This is a genomic window from Pedobacter sp. KBS0701 (genome assembly GCF_005938645.2).
In the GTDB taxonomy this organism is placed as follows: domain Bacteria; phylum Bacteroidota; class Bacteroidia; order Sphingobacteriales; family Sphingobacteriaceae; genus Pedobacter.
Map to the genome: position 1 here is coordinate 1,517,812 of NZ_CP042171.1, position 21,995 is coordinate 1,539,806.

Annotated in this window: 11 protein-coding genes; all 11 read left to right on the forward strand. The window is 42.3% G+C overall.

The annotated features are described in order from the left end of the window. Positions 1 to 265: 265 nt before the first annotated feature. The 11 genes from FFJ24_RS06020 (at position 266) to FFJ24_RS06070 (ending at position 21,987) form a co-directional block, all read left to right on the forward strand. The gene (locus tag FFJ24_RS06020) at positions 266 to 3,256 is read left to right on the forward strand and encodes a TonB-dependent receptor (protein ID WP_138823484.1); all 2,991 of its coding nucleotides are present in this window, start codon (positions 266 to 268) and stop codon (positions 3,254 to 3,256) included. A gap of 13 nt (positions 3,257 to 3,269) precedes the next feature. Then, complete coding sequence (locus tag FFJ24_RS06025) at positions 3,270 to 4,916, forward strand: RagB/SusD family nutrient uptake outer membrane protein (RefSeq protein WP_138823486.1); 1,647 nt, start codon at positions 3,270 to 3,272, stop codon at positions 4,914 to 4,916. Positions 4,917 to 4,980: 64 nt separating this feature from the next. Next, positions 4,981 to 6,204: a SusE domain-containing protein gene (locus FFJ24_RS06030; RefSeq protein WP_138823488.1), complete on the forward strand. Its 1,224-nt coding sequence runs from the start codon at positions 4,981 to 4,983 to the stop codon at positions 6,202 to 6,204. A 52-nt stretch (positions 6,205 to 6,256) separates the two neighbouring features. Next, positions 6,257 to 7,819, forward strand: a complete 1,563-nt coding sequence (locus FFJ24_RS06035; RefSeq protein ID WP_138823490.1) for a DUF4832 domain-containing protein — start codon at positions 6,257 to 6,259, stop codon at positions 7,817 to 7,819. Between the two features lie 511 nt (positions 7,820 to 8,330). After that, positions 8,331 to 12,413 carry a hybrid sensor histidine kinase/response regulator transcription factor gene (locus tag FFJ24_RS06040; RefSeq protein ID WP_210419470.1) on the forward strand — a complete coding sequence of 1,361 codons (4,083 nt, stop codon included), beginning with the start codon at positions 8,331 to 8,333 and terminating at the stop codon, positions 12,411 to 12,413. A gap of 113 nt (positions 12,414 to 12,526) precedes the next feature. Further along, a complete protein-coding gene (locus FFJ24_RS06045; RefSeq protein ID WP_210419471.1) occupies positions 12,527 to 13,639 on the forward strand; it encodes an alginate lyase family protein in 1,113 nt (370 codons plus the stop codon). A 10-nt stretch (positions 13,640 to 13,649) separates the two neighbouring features. Next, complete coding sequence (locus FFJ24_RS06050; RefSeq protein WP_138823492.1) at positions 13,650 to 14,513, forward strand: family 16 glycosylhydrolase; 864 nt, start codon at positions 13,650 to 13,652, stop codon at positions 14,511 to 14,513. A gap of 20 nt (positions 14,514 to 14,533) precedes the next feature. Next, positions 14,534 to 15,676 carry a glycoside hydrolase family 105 protein gene (locus FFJ24_RS06055; RefSeq protein WP_246862752.1) on the forward strand — a complete coding sequence of 381 codons (1,143 nt, stop codon included), beginning with the start codon at positions 14,534 to 14,536 and terminating at the stop codon, positions 15,674 to 15,676. 10 nt (positions 15,677 to 15,686) lie between these two features. After that, positions 15,687 to 16,631, forward strand: coding sequence for a DUF4886 domain-containing protein (locus FFJ24_RS06060; protein WP_138823495.1), 945 nt, complete (start codon positions 15,687 to 15,689; stop codon positions 16,629 to 16,631). 496 nt (positions 16,632 to 17,127) lie between these two features. Continuing rightward, on the forward strand, positions 17,128 to 20,298 hold the full coding sequence (locus FFJ24_RS06065; protein WP_138823497.1) for a TonB-dependent receptor: 3,171 nt from the start codon (positions 17,128 to 17,130) through the stop codon (positions 20,296 to 20,298). A 15-nt stretch (positions 20,299 to 20,313) separates the two neighbouring features. Next, complete coding sequence (locus FFJ24_RS06070) at positions 20,314 to 21,987, forward strand: RagB/SusD family nutrient uptake outer membrane protein (protein ID WP_138823499.1); 1,674 nt, start codon at positions 20,314 to 20,316, stop codon at positions 21,985 to 21,987. The last annotated feature ends 8 nt before the right edge of the window (positions 21,988 to 21,995 follow it).

The following is a 21,995-nucleotide window of genomic DNA, read 5'->3' on the forward strand; positions in this document are numbered from 1 at the left end:
GTACAGATCATTAATTTTACCTTAGCATACATTCCGGTAAAGGCTAAGCTGAGGTTTGCCGGCATACCTCAAAAATCGCCAATGCGATTCGCGGTAAAACCAGATTTTAATGCCGCGCTGTTTCCTCTTTTAAAAAAACAACCATAAAAGGCTTCAAATTTAACAGTAAGCCACCAGACCCCTGAACTTCAAAACACGCTGTTAAGTTTTCCATGACAGTGCACAGGAAATAAATAATTCAAATACTAACCATATATCACGCTAAATGATTAAAAAAATACAAATCAAACTTAAAGGCTACATTACAACGCTGGTGCTGTTATTATTCATACACGTTAGTTATGCGCAAGACCAGAAAAAAGTTACAGGTAAAGTTACCGACGAAAAAGGAGAGGTGCTCGTTGGGGTTTCCGTGAGGGTTAAAGGCAGCAATACGGGCACTTCAACTGATAAAGATGGTAATTATACCCTGCAGGCTGCCCCTGCTGCCATTTTGGTATTTTCCTATGTTGGCTTCAGTAACCAGGAAGCGGGCGTAAACGCTACGGGAGTAGTTAACATAAAAATGGCAGGAGATAAACAACTCGACGAAGTTGTAGTGGTAGGTTATGGTACAGCCAAAAAAAAGGATCTCACAGGTGGACTAGCAGTAGTAGGTAAGGAGCAGATCAATATGGTTTCTACCCCGAACTTAATGGATCGTCTGGTTGGTCAGGTAGCTGGTTTCAATATCACTACAGGTAATGCCGCCCCCGGACAAGACCAGACATTACTGATCCGCGGCGAAAACTCACTATCCGCCAGCAACAATCCATTAATCATTTTAGATGGAATTCCATATAGCGGCTCGCTTGTAGACCTCGACCCGAATAACATCGAAAACCTCACTATTTTAAAGGACGCTTCAGCGGTCGCTATCTATGGTTCACGTGGCTCAAACGGGGTTATCCTTATTCAAACCAAAAGAGGGATACTGGGTAAGGCACAGGTAAATTATAAAGGACAGTTGGGATTTGCAGAACCCATGCAGCGAATTGATGTGATGGGACCCAATGAATACATCAGGTTTAAACAGGATATCGGCAGATTAAGATTAGGCTATACCGGCGAACAGCTTGATCCAATTGCCGGAAACATCATAAGCGTTACTGAACGTGAAAATTACAAGAACGGAATTACCAGCAACTGGCAGGATTACATCTTTCAGAGGGGGATCACCATGGATCATCAGTTGAGTATCTCAGGCGGTACGCAAAATACCAAATACATGGCGGCTGCATCGTCGCTTAGTCAGGAGGGGGTAGTTTATAATTCGAAACTTTCCAGATTAAACGTTACGGCCAACATTGATCAGACTTTCAATAACTGGTTAACCGTAGGCATTGGCACACAGTTTACGCAAAGAAGTGATGGAGGAATTACCCCAAACATCGAACACGCAATTAAACAAAGCCCGTACGGAAAGTATAAAGATGCCGCAGGTTATTACGTTGCAGAGCCAATGGAATATTCGCTGATTGTAAATCCAATGCGTAATGTTAATGCAGATCAGGATCGGATTAACCGTAGTTTTTTCCTTACCGGTTATGCTGATCTCAAACTGCCGGTGAAAGGCTTAACTGCCAGATCAAACTTTGGTTATAATTACCGTAACGGATTTACAGGAACCTATTATGGCCGCGATACTTTTGATGGAAGAGAACAGGCAGGTTTAGTGGGAGGGAAAGCAAGCGTTAGCAACAATCAGTATAACGATTATACCTGGGAGAATATCCTTAAGTACGAGCGTACTTTCGGCGATCACCGTATTGATGCTACAGGTTTATTCAGTATGAACCAGACCAGAAGTGTAAATACCACTCAAAATGGAGAAGGCTTTGTTACCGATGATACGGGTTACTTCATCATGGGTAATGCCAGCCGTAACATTACAAACGTTTCCGGTATTTCAGAAACAGCCATGTTATCCTACATGGGGCGCCTCAATTACGCCTATAAAGGCAAATACCTGGCTACATTTACCGGCCGCACAGATGGAGCTTCCGTATTCGCGGTAAACAGAAAATATGCTTTTTTTCCTTCAGCAGCTTTGGCCTGGAACATCAGCGAAGAAAAGTTTGTAAAAGATAATATAAACTGGATTGATCTGGTAAAACTAAGGGTTTCTTACGGAGCTAATGGTAATCAGGCAATAACAGCTTACAGAACCTTAGACCGCCTGAATTCAAGTGTGAAATATACCTGGGGAGATGGAAGCACTGCGGTTAATACCGCTTACCTGGCAGGCGATGGTGTCGGAAATCCTAATTTGAAATGGGAAACTACTTATACAACCAATGTCGGCCTTGATTTTCAATTGTTTAAAAATCGCCTGAGCGGAACAATTGATGCCTATCTCTCCAATACAAAAGATTTATTAATGATTCGCACGGTGCCTATCATGAACGGTTACAGTCGCATCTGGGATAATATCGGGCAAACCCAGAATAAGGGCTTCGAGGTTACGCTGAATTCGCTTAACATCAATTCGGAAAATTTTAAATGGAATTCAACAGCCGTGTTTTCTTTGGATCGCGACAAGATTGTGGAACTTAGAGGCGATGGCCTGGATGATATCGGTAACAACTGGTTCATTGGCAAGCCCCTGAGGGTTTTCTATGATTACAATATGATCGGAATCTGGCAAAAGGGAGAGAACTATGCCCCTCAGCCGGGAGCAGGCGCCGGAGCTGCGAAACTGGAGGATGTGGATGGTAACGGAAAAATAGAACTCGCCGACAGGAAAGTAATCGGCTCAAAAATGCCAAGGTATACTGCTTCATTCAGCAACCGTTTCAGCTATAAAAATTTTTATATGTCTGCCCTGCTTACCGGTGTATTCGGTGTATGGCGTGATGATCACATGGCCAACATAGGCGCATGGACATTTGGCATCACGAACTATGTTCATCAAGCCAATTACTGGACCCCTGAAAATCCTGGTGCAACCATTGTTTCGCCGGGGTATACCAATAGTCTTGGGCATGGTTACTATAAGAAAGTTAACTATGTACAGGTGAAAAACATCACACTTGGTTACCGGGTAGCACCACAACTGGCTAAAAAAGTTGGAGTAAGTGGAATTGATGTGAACGTCAGTGTGAATAATCTTGATACCTTCTCCAACATCAGGCAGGTACTCAATTATGACAATACCTGGATGGCCTCTTACCCCACTGCCCGCTCTTATATGTTCGGCTTAAATGTTAACTTCTAACCCATTACACAACATGAAAATTATTATAAAAACAAGCCTGGCACTTATAATGCTACTCTCAGTAAGTGGTTGTAAAAAGTTTTTGGTAGAAGAATTAAAATCAGAACTGGCACCAACCAATACTTATACCAGTACTTATGGATTTGAAGTTGGCAGTGCCGGATTGTATGCGCTAACCCGGTCTGAATACAATACTTATGGTGAAGGTGGTGCTTTCATTCACAATGGTGCCTGTCCGTACGAAGCTTTACAGGCGGGAACAGATATCGCCGATGTGATTAATAGTGATGCATCGTTATTGCCATTTGCCAATCTTACGCTTGCTTCTTCCGATCGTTTTGTAGGGACTTACTGGAACTGGGCTTACAGCCTGATTTCCTCTGCTAATCTCATGTTGGTTTATGCTGAAAAAAATACCAACTGGGATAGCCCATCTGATAAAGCCCGTTTTCAGGCTGAAGCACGTTTCTTCCGGGCCTATGCATACCGGTATCTGATATACCTTTATGGTGATGTACCCTATGTAGAAACCATATTATACGATTTTAAACTCAATTTTACCCGCTCACCAAAGGCTGAAGTGCTGGGGCATATTATTGACGACCTGAAATTTGCAACAGAAAATCTTCCGGCAAATCCAGATCAGGTGAAAGATGGAAAGCTGACTAAGTGGGCTGCTTATCATTTGCTAAGTGAGATGTATCTACTCAACAAAGAATATGAACCTGCTGCACAGGCCGCTCTCGCAGTGATTAATAGCGGTTATTATAACCTTATGAAAACCCGTTTCGGAGCCGGTAAAGATAAGGCTGGCGATGTATTTAGTGATTTGTTCGTGGAAAATAACCAGAACAGAACAAAAAATGCCAATAAAGAAAGCATCTGGGTATTACAGTTTGAATTTAATACCGTTGGTGGTGGAACAAACTCTGACGACTGGACGCGCAGGGCGTGGATTCCAAACTATTCTTCCATTACCGGATTTGTATTGGCTGACACGCTGGGTGGGCGTGGACTGGCGCAGTTAACCCCAATGAAATGGTGGGTTGGCACTACAGGTACCAATGCAACAGGCAACGTACCCGGTATATTTGAAACCGCTGATATTCGTAATTCAAACTATAACATCAAACGCAACTGGTATTATAACAACCCCGGAGAAACATCTTTATATGGTAAAAAAGCAAATATTACCGAGCAAACCTGGTTCTCAACAAAAACTTTGTTTCCTGCCATCACAAAATTTTTCTACGGCCGTGCCGAAAATCTTAGTTTAACAGGCAGTTACAAAGACCGTATGAAATTCCGCCTGGCGGAAACTTATCTATTACTGGCAGAAGCCTACCTGGGGCAGGGCAATCCATCGAGAGCAGCCGATGCCGTGAATGAAGTCCGTAAGCGTGCCGGTGCTTCAGTAATCACCGCCAGTCAGATGACGATAGATTTTCTCCTCGATGAGCGTATTCGTGAATTGGTGGGAGAAGAAACCCGCCGGTTCACGCTGATCCGTACAGGTAAACTGGTTGACCGTGTAAAACTTTATAATGCAGCAATCAAAGATAAAATCATGGATTTTCATAACCTCTGGCCCGTTCCACAGGCAATTATAGATGCCAACAGGGAAGCACCTTTTCCACAAAATCCTGGTTACGGTAAATAATGATGAACCTGCAACTACCTTGAAAATAGCATAACCATTAATTACACTCCATATTCATTTAAGGATGAAAAGAAATAAATATTTATATAAAATAATGCCTTTGGTATTACTGATAATTGGTTTGGTTGCCTGTAAAAAGGGCATCAATGATATCGGAAAAGTTCAGGAACAACTGGTTATTATGCCCTCGTCAGAAAGCATTGTACTTGACGAGAACAACCTGTCCAAAAATATTATCACATTTAACTGGAAGCCTGCCCGGCCGCAATCGGATGACCATCTGGTATCTTATACCACTAAGCTGGATGTGGTCGGGAATAATTTCGGCTCTTCTACAGCGATTATGAACTATGAGGATGACGGGACTTTTAGCAGAAGTTTTACTTCCGAACAATTGCAGAATTGGGCCAGTCAGAAATGGGGAATCCCCAACAATAAAGTATTTACTTTAGAGTTCAGGGTTGTTGCCCAATGGGAAGGAGGCGCCACTTTCGAAGCTCCCGAAGTACGAACGGTACAAATTAAAGTAACACCAATTAAAGCTGTCGTTTTTGATGCAGACAAAATTTTTTTATCAGGAAGTGCTGTGCCTGGTATAAACAAGGTTGAAATGACAAAAACATTCGAAAACCTGAATCAGTACGCTTACGTATTGAACCTTCAGCCTGGTGATTTACAGATTCCGGTAGACTATAAAGGTGCAACCAACTATATCGCTTCTGCTGATGCAAATACAGCTTTACAAGATGGCAGTGCGGTGGCCATAAAAACCAGGGAAACCGCATTTTCATGGAAGATAGAAACCGCCGGACAATACCGGGTAGTGGTAAATATGCAAAAAGCAACTGCCACCATCTATTCGCCCCTGCAGGCCTTAACCCCAAAAGTGGTAAACTGGACAGGCGACGGATCGGTAGCTCAAACCACAACCATTACCGATTTATGGATGCACGGCGCGATCAACAGTTTTGGTACACCAATAAAAATGGAATGCAGGGTGAGTTTAGCCGACCCGCAAATCCTGGTTTACACGGGAGCAAGGGTTGGAAAAACAAAATTCATTGTTTACGGTGGCACAGATAACAATAAAAATCTTGCCTACGCCTTTAGTGCCCCGCTTTCAGCCACTAATACTGCGCAAGACCTTACATTGGTGCAGGGAACAGTAGCTACGCTATCCGGAGGGTCAACAAGTGCACAGCGAAACTCATACTACACCATCCCGTCAGGCACTAATGTGCTGGTACTCGACCTGCGTAATATGACTATTCTCTCAGAAAAAAGATAGATCTCCATCAAAACAGTGAATCATTTATCAATCACATTAAGATTTTAAAAAGATGAAAACATTAAATTATAAATCAATCCTATCGCAAATTGCGATGACCCTGATATGTATCATGGTATTTGCATGTAAAAAAAGCGGATCTGAGGAAATTACCAAAGCCGAAGGTACATTGGTTAAACCCAATTATAACAGAAGTACGATGTTCAGAAACCCGTTAAACGGCTGGGTGATGTATGGTTCAGGTTCTGGTTCAGCCAGCTACTGGGACACAGAATATTACGTGCCGGATCTTGGGAAAAAAGTAAAAGCGATTGATTATGCTTCCGCTTGCTACATCCGTACCAGTTGGGCCACTTTTAACCCGGCCAACGGCGTTTATGCCTGGAGAGATCCAAGCACCGCAATTTATAAAATGATCAAAGCAGCAAACGATAAAGGTTTGCCCATTGCTTTCCGTTTTGTGGCCGACGGGCAGGATCAGGGCCTTAACACACCGCAGTTTGTGATTGATGCAGGTGCCAGGTATTATCTGGCAGATAGTAAATTCCCGGATCGGAAATCTCCCTATCCACAGGATCCGGTTTTTCAGCAATACTATGCCAAATTTATTCAGGCGTTGGCCGAAGATTTTAACGATCCGAAGCGTACATCGTTTATTGATGGTTATGGACTTGGGAAATGGGGTGAGGGGCATGGTGTGATATATGAAGATCCCAATACCGCTACAGCGGCCAATACCGAAAAATATAAAACCGAAGTAATGGACTGGATTACATCTTTATATTCCAGGTATTTCACTAAGGTGCCTTTGATGATGACTTATCATCGTTTAATTGCGGATCCGGCCAGTGGAGGTTCGGTTAATGCCAATAGCACCCGTTTGCTGGAAATGGCAATCAACAAGGGATATAGTCTTCGTCAGGATGCATTCGGAATGACAGATTATTATCAAAGCTGGGAAAAGAATTTTGCAAAAACCTGGAACTTTAAACGTCCTATTATTATGGAAGGTGGCTGGATTACCAGCGGTACACACCGTTACTGGATTGATCCGAGTGGAAAATACAGGGAGGGGCATCCCGAAGATGTACGCCAGGGCGAGTTTGATTCGTCGGCAGAAGCTTGCGTGAACATGATGGATTTCCGCATTGGTGATATCGAATCCTGGTTCTCAAAAGCTTTCAACCTCACTCAGCGTTTCATCTCTGAAGGTGGATATCGCTTATACCCGGATCAGGTTTACCTGCCCGAAAAAGTGAATAGCGGAGCAGAAGCAACGATTACCCACCGGTGGAGAAACATGGGATGGGGTTATTTTCCAAACAACATTCCGCAATGGAATTACAAGTATAAAGTAGCCTTTGCACTTTTAGATGGCAATGGAAATGTAAAGAAGGTAATTATTGATACCAAAGCCGAACCTTCTGCCTGGCTGAAAAATAGTCCGGCTACCTACGAACTAAAAGCAAACATAGGAGTTCCTGCCGGAAGTTATACCTGGGCGGTAGCAATTGTTGATACCACAAAAGAAAACCAGCCAGGAATAAAACTTGCCGTAAATGGTGATATCACTTCTACAGGATGGCTGAAACTTATGGATGTAGCTATTCAATAATCGCAGTTTAAAGTGGCTGTATTATAAATATAGAATTGTCATTCTGAGGGATAATTTATTGGATAAAAATCGATATGAATGACATATAAAATTTAATTAGGTAATATCCCTCGGGAAATCGTTATTCCCAACCCGATAACTATCGGGTTGATTGGGAACCACGGAGTGCTCACGAATAGCTTTGAAACAAGGGAATACTTATGAATAATCTTAAAACGTTTGCATTAAGATTAGCTTTGCTGAGCACTTCGTGGTTCCCGCATGCGCGAGATCCAATAGCTATCGGATGACGATCGAACCAGTGGATTCTGTCAATGGTAGTGAGCTTTTATTAGGACCTGTTTTAAATGTCATACAGCCTGCTAACCGTTGGCAATCATAGTGCGGGTCTTAACTGAATCCAATCACGATTGATATAAAATCAAATAGAAATCGAAATAAATTTATAGATAAAAATTTTTAATGGTAATTTCAAAACTCAAGACTTTACCTGCTTCTGCCTTTTAACCTTATGGATATCCGGAAAATCTCTTATTTGCTATTTTGTTGTTGTGCATTTCTGCTGAAAAGTGCGGCTGCAATTGATATTTCAAGATATCGGTTCCATGTGATGCCCGAAACATCATATTATGGAGGTATTCAGAGCATCACCAAAGACAGTTTGGGGAGAATCTGGTATACTGGTCCGGATGCTGTTTTTATGTACGACGGGAACAGCTTTTATCAGTTGAATGAATTGGCCTCAAAGAGCAATCCCAAGGTAAAATGGGCTTACGGTTCTCTGGTAACGGATAAAAAGGGTGGGCTATTTTTGGCCACCAATCACGGTTTATTGAAGTTTAACTATGGCCAGTTTAATTTTGATTTGATTCTCCCTGGAAAAATCCGTTCGATCTGTGTTCATGACGACGGCAATCTTTATATGCTCTCTGGCGAAAGCCTGTTCATATATGATCGGGAGAAAAAGGTTTCTAAAAAAATCAAGCTACCTACCAGCAAGTATTTCAATAATGTGATCAGCCTGAAGGGAAATGTTTACCTCTCTCAGGAAAATTTACTTTACAGCTTCGATACCAGGGCAGCACGCTTTTCGGTTTTTACCGATCTGGGTCAAACCTCCTTTGCGGTGAACGATGCTGTGGCCTATCAGGGCGATTACTATTTCCTTACCCCGCGGGGAGGCATTTTCGTGACCGATGCTAAAGGTGTAATTAAGAAAAATATCCCAATAGCTGCTCCGGGTAACCAGACCACTATGGCTAAAAAAATCTTTATTGACCAGGTGGGCATGATGTGGGTAGCCACACAGTCGGGGCTGATGCTTTATGATCCGCAAACCCACGTCAGCAAGCTGCTTAAAATGAACCTGAACGATGCGTTTTCGCTGCCAAATAACTCTATATGGACCATTTACGGTGACCCGGATCAGGGTGCCTGGATTGGTACTTATGGAGGTAAAATTGCTTATTGTTCACTTTACGATGCTTATGTCCGATATTTTACACCCAGCCCGGGCGGACTAAACCACCCGGTAGTAAGTGGTTTTCAGGAAGATGATCTGGGCAATGTTTGGATTGCTACAGAGGGCGGTGGGCTCAACTATTGGAACAGGAAGGATGATACTTTTCGCCATTTTACCAAGGCAGAAGCCAATTCCATCAATTCTAACATGGTTAAGCGCTTAAAATTTGATCCCGGGCGAAAAAACTTATTTATTTCTTCTTTCAACGGGGGTATTTCTGCCTATGAAATGGCTACAAAGCGTTTCAGTAACCTTAACATCCTTTTACCCGGAAGCAAACAGCCTTTAACAGTGTATGATTTTGTACGTGATGCGGACGGAACCTGGTGGATGACTGATCCCGATAAAAACTTTTTCCACCGGAAGAAAAGCCAGGCAACAGAAACGGAGATGGTTAAACTTATCGCGGCTAATGGCCAGGCGCTGGACCTGGAAATTGAGGCGATTTCGCTCGACAAGCAGCAGCATCTTCGTCTGGTTAGCCATCAGGGCCTGTATATCGCAGATCCAAAAACGCTTAAAGTGCTGCGACATTATGTGATCAAAAATGGCCCTTATTCGGTAAATCACCTTTGCAGCTATTATGAAGCATCAAATGGAGACCTTTGGCTCGGTACTTCGGGAAGAGGTGTCAATATTTTAAAAAAAGACGGGCGTTACCTTAATTTTAACAGTACCAATGGTTTTCTTCCTAAAATTGTTTTTGGTATTCTTGAAGACGATGTTTCAGGAAATATTTGGTTTAGCACCAATGAAGGATTATACTTTTTCGATCAAAAAACTCAAAAGTTTGAAAAAGCCAGGTTTTATAAAGCAAACAGTTGTGGTTCTTTTTATTTACGGTCGGCCTATAAAACCAAAAATGGAGAGATGTTATTTGGAGGTACAAACGGGTTTTTACTTTTTGATCCGCAATACCTCAACAAAAACCTGCAAAAATCAAGGGTGTTTTTTACCAGCTTATTAATCAACAACCAGCAGGTAAGCAATGCCTCCAAAGATTCTCCATTAGTCACAGACATTTCTACGCTAAGCAATCACAATGAGCGAAGGATTTCACTTTCCAGTAAGCAGTCGAATATTGAAATCCGTTTTTCGTCAAATAGCTATTTATCTGCAGATAAAAATCAATTTTCGTATCGCATGGTTGGCTTAAGTGATAAATGGCTTAAGATGAATACCAGTCAACACGCTGTTCAGTTTTTTAATTTGCCAGGTGGAGATTACATTTTTGAAATCAAGGCCTCCAACAATGACGGACTCTGGGGTGACGAAATTTCTAGACTCTATTTTCATGTAAATCCACCATTTTTCTTGTCCTGGTGGGCCTATTCCATTTACACTTTAATTGCACTGGGGCTTTTGTTTTTCATCATGCGGTATTATACCAATAAGAAGGTTTTTAAGGAACGACTGGCTTTGGAAGTGCTGAAAGAACAGAATATGCGGGATTTAAACCAGGCGAGAACAGATTTTTTTACTAATATTTCCCATGACCTCAAAACCCCGCTTACCCTGGTACTTGAACCACTGAAGCAGTTAAAAGAAACTGTTCAGAAAAATGACCATGCAACAGGTTATATGCAATTAATTGAGAAAAATGTTGCCCGCATACAGCGTACGATCAGTCAGTTGCTACGTTTTAGAGAGATCGAAAGTCAGAAAGTGACCCTAAATCCTCAGGTTGGTGATTTTATCAGTTTTGTGCACGATGTTTTTGGCCTTTTTGAGCTCTACGCGAACAAAAAAGAAATAGAAACCAATATCACTGCCCACGAAGACCATTTATTTGTAGCCTTCGATTATGATGTTATTGAAAAGATTTTGACCAATCTTTTCTCGAATGCCTTAAAATATACTTCAAACAAGGGCTATGTAGGGGTAAGGATTTATCAATCTACGACCGAAGAGCAGTTGCGGCCAGGTGTTGAGCCAGATCACCTTGAACGGGAATACATCTCTGTAGAGGTGTTAAATACCAGTATAGGCTTTTCAGAAGAGCAGATTGCAACATTATTCACCTCCTTTAACCGGTTATCGTCTTACCGCCCTACTTTTGAAGAAAGCTCGGGCCTTGGCCTTGCCATTGTAAAAGAACTGGTTGATGCCATTGAAGGAAAAATCTGGATGGTAAATAAAACCAATAAAGTCTCTTTTACCATGATGCTCCCGCTTAAAAAAGAAGCAGGCTCCGGCGATATGCAGTCGAACGTATACGATTATACCATCTCTGAAATTGACGATATCCTCTTAGAAGCCGAAGAACCCGGCCATTCACTAAAGAATGTCAGGAAATCTACCAGCATTTTATTAATTGATGATGATCCTAACCTAAGAAACTATCTGGAACGCAGGTTATCTGAAAAGTATAATGTATACCTAGCCAGCGATGGTATGGAGGGCATTATTAAGGCTGAAAAAATCTACCCTCAATTAATCATTACCGATCTGGTGATGCCCAATACCAATGGATTTGAGGTATGCAGCCATTTGCGGCAGAACTTTAAAACCAGCCATATTCCTATTGTCATGATTTCGGGCATGGGCGATGTACACCAGAATAAAACTAAAGCGCTGGAACATGGCGCAACGGTTTTTATTGATAAACCTTTTGAAGTAGAATACCTTATTCAGCAGATTGATACCATCTTGAAAAATCAGCAGGAGATGAGGGAAATGTACAGCAAGCGGTTGGTAGTCGATCCTGCTAATGTGACCATTACTTCTATGGATGAGGAATTGCTGATTAAGGCCATGAAGTTTATTGAGCAGAATATGGCCAATCCGAATTACTCTGTCGACGATTTTGTGTCTGATATGAACACTGGAAGAACAATCCTGTACCAAAAGATCAATGATATAGTGGGCATGTCTATCAAAGAATTTATTCTAAACATCAGACTGAAAAGAAGTGCCTACTTGCTTGAACATGCAGATTTAACAGTAGCAGAAGTAGCTTATCAAACCGGGTTTAACAACGCGAAATATTTTAGTGTTTGCTTCAAAAAACAATTTGAAGCCAGTCCATCTGAATATAAGAAACGCTATAGTTCAGAGAGTAATACCGTTTAAAACGCATGCCGGGCATATAATCTACCGTTAGCAGCTAATAAGCTGGTTTAGTATAATATCTATAAAAGGGGCTATTGAATTATTGAAGCCCTGCAATTAACCAAATAAAACACATGAATCGTTTAAAAATTTTTCTCTTTATTTTATTTACAACCGGCCTTTTGTGTACACTGCCAGGGCAGCAAGTCTTTGCGCAACATCAACTCAAGGGGATGCATCCGCAACAACAGATTGATTTTGTTAAAAAGCAGATCAAAGCCAAAAAAGAGCCTTATCTGTCTGCTTATAAAGCGTTGATAATCAAAGCAGATTCAGCGCTGCAAGTGACACAACATGCAGTTGAAGATTTCAGTATTCCGGGCTTCTATTCAGACAAGGAAACACACCGCAGAACTTCTCTGGCCCTCCAGGTTGATGGTTTTTCAGCTTATAGTTGCGCCTTGGCTTATCAGCTGAGTGGGAAAACAAAATATGCTGATAAAGCAGTTTATTTTCTAAATGCCTGGGCATCCATTAATAAAAAGTATTCTCAATTGGATGGTTCGCTCGTGATGTCATACTCTGGTACCACCTTAATGATCAGCGCCGATTTGCTCAAGGACTATAAAAGATGGCAGCCCAGGGACGTAACGCAGTTTAAATGGTGGACTAAAAATGTATTTCGTGCTGCTGCAAACAGCATCCGGTATCGGAATAATAACTCTGGCGATTGGTCCCGTTTTGCCTCTCTCCTTGCTGATACCTACCTGGAAGACCATGAAGATCTGCAGCAAAACATTAACTTGATTAAAAAGGACCTTTTTGATAAGATTGCTCCAGATGGCTACCTGGTGGAAGAAGTAAAGCGCCAGGGAAAGGGTATTTGGTATACTTATTTTTCTTTGGCACCGCTCACTGCATCCAGTTGGATAATCTATAACCACACGGGTGAAAACCTTTTTGAAGCCTCGAAGGATGGTGCATCATTTAAAAAGGCGCTTGATTATTTGTTTTACTACAATCAACACCCTAAAGAGTGGAAATTTTTCAAAAATCCGGATACAGGATCTGTCCGTACAATAACAGGCTTCTGGCCGGCCAACCTGCTGGAGGCGATGAATGGAATTTACCCTTCGCCGCAATTTGATGACTTTCTTACTCCATACCGTCCCATTATGTATACCACACATGATTATGCCTGGACATTCCCAACCCTCATGCCTTTACGTTTAAACGGATACCAATAAATTATTCACCATGAAAAAACATTTATTTAAACCATTATTGCTTGGCTGTGCTTTCTGCATCAGTTTATCTGCAAATGCGCAGCAAAAAAAACATCCTAAGCCTCCTGCACTCCGTGCCAATGGATACAAATTGGTATGGGCCGAAGAATTTAACAGCAATGGCGCACCCAATCCGGCTAACTGGACTTATGAACTCGGATTTGAACGCAATGAAGAATCTCAATGGTATCAACGGGAAAATGCAAGGTGTGAAAACGGAAAACTAATCCTTGAGGCCAAAAGAGAGAAAAAGGCAAATCCTAACTTTAAGGAGGGAAGCAGCGACTGGAAAAAGAATAGGAGAGAAGCCGATTATACTTCTGCCAGTATCAAAACACAAGGATTGCACAGCTGGCTTTACGGCAGGTTTGTAATGCGCGGCAAAATCGATATCCGCGAAGGCATTTGGCCAGCCTGGTGGACACTGGGAACAAAAGGATCCTGGCCTGCAACCGGTGAAATCGATATCATGGAATACTACCGGAAAAAACTCCTCGCCAATATCGCTTTTATGGGTTCGGATAGAAAAGATTCCTGGTTTAGCACAGAGAAAAATATAGATTCCCTGGGTGGTCGGGCATGGTCAGATCAATTTCACATCTGGCGAATGGACTGGGATGAAAACAGCATTGCGCTTTATGTTGACAACCAGCTTTTAAATAAGGTATCATTAGACCGGTTAGTAAACCAGAATGGCACCAATATTAATCCTTTTAAACAACCGCATTATATGCTGCTCGATTTGGCAATAGGGGGTAAACAGGGTGGAGATCCCTCAAAGACTACATTCCCGGCAAGGTTCGAAGTAGATTATATCAGGGTTTATCAAAAATAATCAATTAAGAAATGAAAGATATGAATTTAAAACAACTGCTTCTGATTTTAGTATTTAGCTGTTACAGCGGACTTAGCGCCTTTTCAGGTGAAACACCTGTAAAAAGGGATTCTACTTTAGAAACCACAAACATTTTTAAAACGATGCAGCGGGTTGCAGACTGGCAATTAAATACCTGGAAGAATAAGGGATTTAATCATCGAAAAGCAGATTGGACCAATGGTGCCTGCTACACGGGCATTTTTGCTTTTGGTAACCTGAAGGGCAATGAACATTACCTGAAAACGCTGGTTGATATTGGCGATGAGCTAGGCTGGAATACCGGGCATTTGCGCTTTCATGCAGATGATTATTGCGTAGGACAAACTTATGCACAACTCTACATTAAGTTCAAAAAGAAAAAGATGATTGCACCTTTTATTTTGCAGGCCGATAGTATCATCAGCCAACCCCATAACGAACCTTTGAACTGGAAAAACAATATCCAAAAAAGAGAGTGGGCCTGGTGTGATGCGCTTTTCATGGGACCTCCTTCTCTGGCATACCTGAGTACCGCTACCAAAAACGAAAAGTACCTGAATACGGCTGTTAAATTGTGGTGGAAGACAACCGAATTTTTATATGATCCTGAGGAGAAGCTGTTTTTTCGGGATGAGAGTTTCTTTAATAAAAGGGAGAAAAACGGGCAAAAAATATTTTGGTCGAGAGGCAATGGATGGGTTTTAGCTGGTCTGGTAAGGGTATTGGAGAATATGCCGAAAAACCACCCGGATAGAAATAAACTGGTTCAGCTTTATAAAGATATGGTATCCAGGGTTGCCGGATTACAGCAGTCAGATGGTAGCTGGCATGCTTCATTATTAGATCCTGCGAGTTTCCCGGTTGAGGAGATGAGCGGTACCGGCTTTTTTTGCTATGCTATTGCCTGGGGTTTAAATCATGGTATTTTAGAAAAGCAGCAATATCTTCCTGTTGTAGAAAAATCATGGAAAGCCCTGGCTTCTGCTGTTCATGAAGATGGTATGCTGGGGTATGTACAGCCAATTGGTGCAAGTCCGGATGCCGTAAATGCCAGTAGTACCGAGGTTTATGGCGTGGGCGCATTTTTGCTGGCAGGAACTCAATTGTACGAATACCTGAAGAAGCCAAAACAGGCACATTAAAATTATTGATATGAAGATTAATATGAAACTATGGTTTCCGGCTTTAGTTAGGTTCAGCATTCATTTTCTGCTATTGATTTGCCTGGCTGCAAATGTTTCTGCTCAAACCCGGCGGGATACATTACGCTTATTTATTATAGGCAATAGCTTTTCCCAAAATGCATCCACCTTTTTGCCGCAACTGGCAAAAGAAAGAGGAAAAACGCTCATTATCGGGCGCGCTGAACTTGGAGGGCATTCACTTGAGCAGCATTGGGGTTATGTAGAAAAAGCAGAAGCCGATCCTGATGACCCCAAGGGAAAACCTTACAGCGGAAAATCATTAAAAATGTTGTTGAGCCAAGGGAAATGGGATATTGTTACTATCCAGCAGTATTCTTTCCTTTCGGCAGACTCCTCCAGCTACTATCCCTATGCCGGCAAACTAATTGCCTATGTTAAGGCGTTGCAACCTCAGGCGCGTATTGTCATCCATCAAACCTGGGCGTACCGTACCGATGCAAAGAAGTTTGGGCGTATAGCCGAAGGCAAACCCGCAATGAGCCAGAAGGAAATGTGGCAGAAATCACGTGCGGCTTATCATCTCCTGGCAAAGCGGATCAATGCCCGGATTTTACCAGTGGGTGATGCTTTTGAAGTCGTGGCTAACCACAAAAAATATGGCTTCAAACCCGATCTTTTATTTAATTATAATCAGCCTACAGCTCCAAATCTACCAGATCAAACCCATTCGATCAACATCGGGTACTTCTGGAGTAAAAAAGAGCTGGTGTTCGATCCTAATCATGCCAACGATGCAGGGAAATACTTAGGTGGATTAATCTGGTATGGCATCCTGTTTGATGATTCAGTTAAAAATATACGGTTTAAGCCAGAAACAGTCTCCGAAGAATTTGCCCGATATCTTCGTAAAGTGGCAGCCCATACCATAAGTAAAAAACAGCCCGTAAAATAATTGGCGATGCTCATCCTCATTCCATTTGGGCTATTTTCGGTTCGCAAATCTCAAACTTTTCGAAAATAAATTGCAGAAATTACTCATCCGTACAAAAACAAACCATTTCCGTACAAAAGTGAACCCTCTGAAGCAGATAAGCATATAGATTTGTGTTAACCAAATAATAAACCTAACTAAGTATGACAACCCATTTCCCAACTATTCCCGCTATTGCAAACGAGGAAAACACAAAATCTGAATTACGAGCCAGTACATTGATAAGGCCCTTCCGTTTAATTATCATTTCCCGGCATCATGTTTAGCTTAAAAGTCTGCATCAAATTCAATAAAAATGCTTTTGTACTGCTTTCCTATCTCCTTTCCTAAATTCAGCTGATAAAAACTGAACCCTTTTAGAGAATTTACGAGGACACCTGTAAGGTATCCTGGAGATTCGTTATGCACGAAAGTGGAAGTATTTATAATCTTATAACTCTAACCATATATCAGATAGATGATAAAAAAAATAAACCTAAGGTCCAAATGCTGGCTTTCTGTGGTTGTTGCATTCTGGTGTCAGGCACAGGCATTTCCGGCCGAGCCCATAAAAATAACCAGCAGCACCCTTACCAAACGCTCCATACCGCTGTTTCAGGAAATAACCGGAACCGTTAAGGATGAGAAAAATCAACCCATTCCCGGTGCAACCATAAGAATAAAGGGAACCACTATTGGTGTTCAAACCGATCTGGATGGAAAATATAAAATTAATGTTAACCCTGGGCAGGTGCTTGTTTTTTCAACCATTGGTTTTGAAAGCAAAGAGATAACGGTTGGTGCTACCAGCGTAATCAGCGTTACTTTAAACTCAGCAAGCAGCTCGCTCAGTGAAGTAGTGGTAAACGGTTATTCTACACAAAGACGATCAGCCGTTACTGCTGCCATCAGTACCGTTTCTGGTCAGGATTTATTAAAAGCACCGGTAACCAATGTTAACAATGCTTTGGCCGGTCGCGTACCTGGCCTGGTGGTGCAGCAAACCTCCGGACGTCCGGGGATTAATGGTGCAGCTTTGTATATCCGCGGACAGGTATCTCCCTCAGCTACAGCGCTTATTATTGTTGATGGCGTTGAACGGACTTCCTTCGGGGATATTGATCCCAATGAAATTGAAAGTATCAATGTCCTCAAAGATGCTTCATCTACCGCCTTATATGGCCTGAAAGGTGCAAATGGTGTGTTTGTGGTTACGACCAAAAAAGGCGTGGAGGGGCCGGCAAGGGTAACACTTTCAGGTAATCTCGGCATCATCAGTGCAACCTCCCGTCCGGAAATTCTGGGTGCCTATGAGAGTGCCGTGCTGTTAAGCGAAGGCCAGCAAAACGTTGGTGAATCGCGAACCTTTACCGATCAGGATTTAGCCATCTTTAAAGCCGGAAACGGCAATCCGCTACTTTATCCAAATGTGATGTGGTATGATGAACTGGTTAAGGACCATTGGATGCAAAACCAGCAAAACCTGACCATATCAGGCGGCAATGAAAAAGTAAAATACTTTACCTCGTTCAGCCACATGCGCGAGGAAGGAAATTTTAAGGAATTTAAAACACCATTAGATTATTCTACCTCCCCGAGCTATAGCCGTTACAACTTCAGGGCCAGGGTTGGCATAGACCTGACCAAAACCACTAATTTTGAGGTTAATCTTGCAGGCCGGAACGAACACCGCTACAGTCCGGCAGGCATGAGCGAATATAATGACCCTGCGGGGGTAGTAAGTAACGGTATTGAAGGGCTTGTGGGCCGGGCGTTGAAAATGCCTTCATGGGCAGCGCCGTTTTTTAAAGAATATATCAATTCCGATGATCCTAAAATTATTGCTTTGGATGGAAATTATAACCACATCGTAAATTATGGACTAGGTGGGGTAAATGCTTTCAACCCTTATGCTTTGCTCACCTACGGCGGATATGCCTTTACCGATAATAATATTGCAGAATCGATTTTCACCTTAAAGCAAAAACTTGATTTTTTAACCCAGGGCCTGAGTTTTAAGGCTCAATTTGGTTATGATGCTACACAATTATCCGGAAAGCTGCAACGTGGAAGTATAGGTTATCTAGAGCTGGATAGAGCGACTTTGGCACTAACACCTGTAGGTGGTACCTATAATGACTTTTTTGGGGCACCTGCTTATTCAAGAAGTGGTTTTACCAAAACGAATCTCCAGTTATTTTTAACCTACGGTAGGTCATTTGGCAAGCATAACCTGAGTGCTAATCTAATCGGTCAACGCGAACTTCAGGGCTCGGCTGCGGCTGCTGCTCCTTATGCCAATCAGGGAATCATCTCAGAGGCCACCTATAACTATGGAAATAAATACTTTATAACGGCCAGCGCCACTTATAATGGTTCGGAAAACTATGCCAAAGGTTACCGTTACGGATTTTTTCCGGCAGCAACGCTAGGTTACAACCTGGCCAACGAGGAATGGATGAAAAAATTTACCTGGATCAGCATGCTCAAAATACGCGGTTCTATTGGAAGGGTAGGTATTCCGAGTCCGGGAACAAGCCGCTTTTACTACCAGAACAGGTTTGGGGCCGGATCAAACGTAGTATTTGGCAACCCGAACAGTAACTTCAGTGCTCCGACTTATACCCAGTTGCAATATGGCAATCCATTTATCACCTTTGAGGTTTCCTTAAAAAGAAATATCGGGCTTGATCTTTCTCTGTTCAAGGATAAGCTGAACATCACCGCAGACCTTTTTGATGATGAACGTTCGGATATTTTAACTACCCGTTCGGCAACCAGCTTTGCTACTTATGGAGCTACTGTGCCAAGTACCAATTATGGTATTAATTACAACCATGGATATGAGCTCTCGGTAACTTACCGGGATAAGATTAAAGATTTTACCTATTCCTTTACGGGAAATCTGAGTTATGCCAGAAATGAGCGCAAAGTACTCGACGAAGCGCCTGGTCTTGCAGAAAACCTTCGGGTATCTGGCAAGCCAATCGGTACCTATTTCGGATACCATGTTCTGGGTTTTTATGCAGATCAAAAGGATATAGACAGCAGTCCGCTGAATAAAATTACCGCTTATCCTTCTATACCGGGCGATTTTAAATACCAGGACGTAAACGGCGATGGGATAATCAATAACCAGGATGTAATAGCCATTGGGCATCCTAATATCCCGGAGTACAATGCAAGCTTTAATATGCAGTTTGGGTATAAAGGATTTCAATTATCGGCACTGTTTAATGCGGTAACGAATGTAAGCTCAAATGTTGTGTTTCAAAGCGGTGGCCTTAATCAGTATTATGCACCGATGTTAAATAGGTGGACGCCTGGCAATACCAATGCAAGCTGGCCGGTAATTCGTCCGGGGCTGAATGCAAATCCTAATGAAAGTCTCAACGACTTTATACTGCAAGATGCTTCCTATATCAAATTACGAAATGTGCAGTTCAGTTACAGTTTGCCTAAAAAATGGATAACAAGACTCCGGTTAAATAGTCTTACCGTATTTGTTAGTGGTCAGAACTTAAAAACCTGGACCAATTTCTATGGAATAGACCCTGAAAATAGTTTGTCGGGAAATGCCTACGCTTCTTCCATCGCCACTATTCCCACTACCAAGGTTTTCAATTTTGGCCTCAATTTATCACTCTAATTAAAGGTTACAATCATGAAAAAATTCATATATCTTTTGTTTTTACTTTTTCTCTCTACTGGTTATTCCTGCAAAAAGGATTTTTTACAACGTGATGTGGGTATTCAGAGCGATCTTGAAGAAGTTTTTAAAGACCCGCTGCTGGCTTCCCGTTTTGGTGACTTTACCTATACCTTTTCTATCTCAGATTATGGTCGCTTGAGTGGGTACAAGGGAATGACCTCACAATTTACAGATGAATCCATTGCCAACAATGGTCAGATAGAAGTGGCGGCAATGAACAGTGGTCAGTTTTTAGATCCCGGGGCCTCAGATGTAACAGGCATTTACACCCAGATGTATCGTGGAATTAGAAATGCGAACCTGATGCTGGCCAACATGGATAAAACACCATGGACAGATCTTTACAATCCTAATTACATTAAAGGTGAACAACTTTATCTTCGTGCTTATTTTTATTTTGAGCTTTTAAGACGCTTTGGCGGAGTAGTGATATTAACCCAGCCACAGGATTTTACCGAGGCCTCTACAGATCTTCCCCGCAGTAGTTATGCAGAAACTTTTGCGCTGATTTTAAGTGACCTGGAACAGGCCATCACGCTGTTGCCATTAACCAATGCCGACTGGCCCAACCCGGCAGCACAATCTAACCGGGCTACGGGGGCTGCAGTGATGGCGCTTAAAGCAAGAGCTTTGCTATTCGATGCCAGCCCGTTAAATAACCCTGGCAATGATTTGGCAAAATGGAAAAAGGCTGCAGCCGCATCAAAGGCAATTATAGACCTGAATAAATTTTCACTGGAGCCCAATTATGCCAACGTACTTACTGTAGCAAACTCTAACGAATATATCCGGATCTGGCCGCGTGGAGGCCGTGGATTTATTGGTACTTACCTCAGCGATTTTTTGATTCCTACGAGTTATGGAGGAGCACAATCTAACCTTTCACCTGTTCAGAATCATGTTGATCTGTATGAAATGGCGAATGGTAAACCGATTACCGATGCCACCTCGGGATACAATCCACAAAATCCTTACCTCAACAGAGATCCGCGGTTTTATGTGAACATCCTTTACAACAATACCACCTGGCAGGGGCGGGCGGTGCAAACCTGGCAATCTGAACCCAATGCGCAGGGTATTATAACTTATGGAACTGATATCAGTACCGCCACGTCAATAACCAAAACCAGTTACTACCTGAAAAGGCTCTGGCCGGAAGCTTCACGTTCGGGCTCAACAGCATCAGCATTGCTCAATTATGTTTTCTACAGATATGCTGAAGTACTGATCAATTACGCCGAAGCTTTAAATGAAGAAACAGGGCCAACTGCTGAAGTTTATAATGCGGTGAATGCCATTCGCCTGCGGGCTAAAATGCCGGTTTTGCCAGTTGGTCTCAGTCAATCTGAAATGCGCGAACGCATCAGAAACGAGCGTGCCATAGAGTTCGCTTTCGAAGACATGCGTTGGTGGGATATACTTCGCTGGAAAAAAGGGCCTGAAATCGTTGCTCAGCCAATGAAGGCCATGAAAGTGATTAAAAATGCGAATGGATCTTTCAGCTATAATGTGGTAGAATTACCCGCATTTAAAAAGGTATTCAATAATAACATGTATTTATACCCGATTCCCAGAGCAGAAATGAATAAGACCAGTGGTGCCTTGAAACAGAATCCAGGCTGGTAGTTATTCAG

Coding starts and splice junctions, on each gene's coding strand:
- FFJ24_RS06025 (WP_138823486.1), top strand. CDS start 3,270: ATGAAAATTATTATAAAAACAAGCCTGGCACTTATAATGCTACTCTCA.
- FFJ24_RS06030 (WP_138823488.1), top strand. CDS start 4,981: ATGAAAAGAAATAAATATTTATATAAAATAATGCCTTTGGTATTACTG.
- FFJ24_RS06035 (WP_138823490.1), top strand. CDS start 6,257: ATGAAAACATTAAATTATAAATCAATCCTATCGCAAATTGCGATGACC.
- FFJ24_RS06045 (WP_210419471.1), top strand. CDS start 12,527: ATGAATCGTTTAAAAATTTTTCTCTTTATTTTATTTACAACCGGCCTT.
- FFJ24_RS06070 (WP_138823499.1), top strand. CDS start 20,314: ATGAAAAAATTCATATATCTTTTGTTTTTACTTTTTCTCTCTACTGGT.
- FFJ24_RS06055 (WP_246862752.1), top strand. CDS start 14,534: ATGAATTTAAAACAACTGCTTCTGATTTTAGTATTTAGCTGTTACAGC.
- FFJ24_RS06060 (WP_138823495.1), top strand. CDS start 15,687: ATGAAGATTAATATGAAACTATGGTTTCCGGCTTTAGTTAGGTTCAGC.
- FFJ24_RS06040 (WP_210419470.1), top strand. CDS start 8,331: ATGGATATCCGGAAAATCTCTTATTTGCTATTTTGTTGTTGTGCATTT.
- FFJ24_RS06065 (WP_138823497.1), top strand. CDS start 17,128: ATGATAAAAAAAATAAACCTAAGGTCCAAATGCTGGCTTTCTGTGGTT.
- FFJ24_RS06050 (WP_138823492.1), top strand. CDS start 13,650: ATGAAAAAACATTTATTTAAACCATTATTGCTTGGCTGTGCTTTCTGC.
- FFJ24_RS06020 (WP_138823484.1), top strand. CDS start 266: ATGATTAAAAAAATACAAATCAAACTTAAAGGCTACATTACAACGCTG.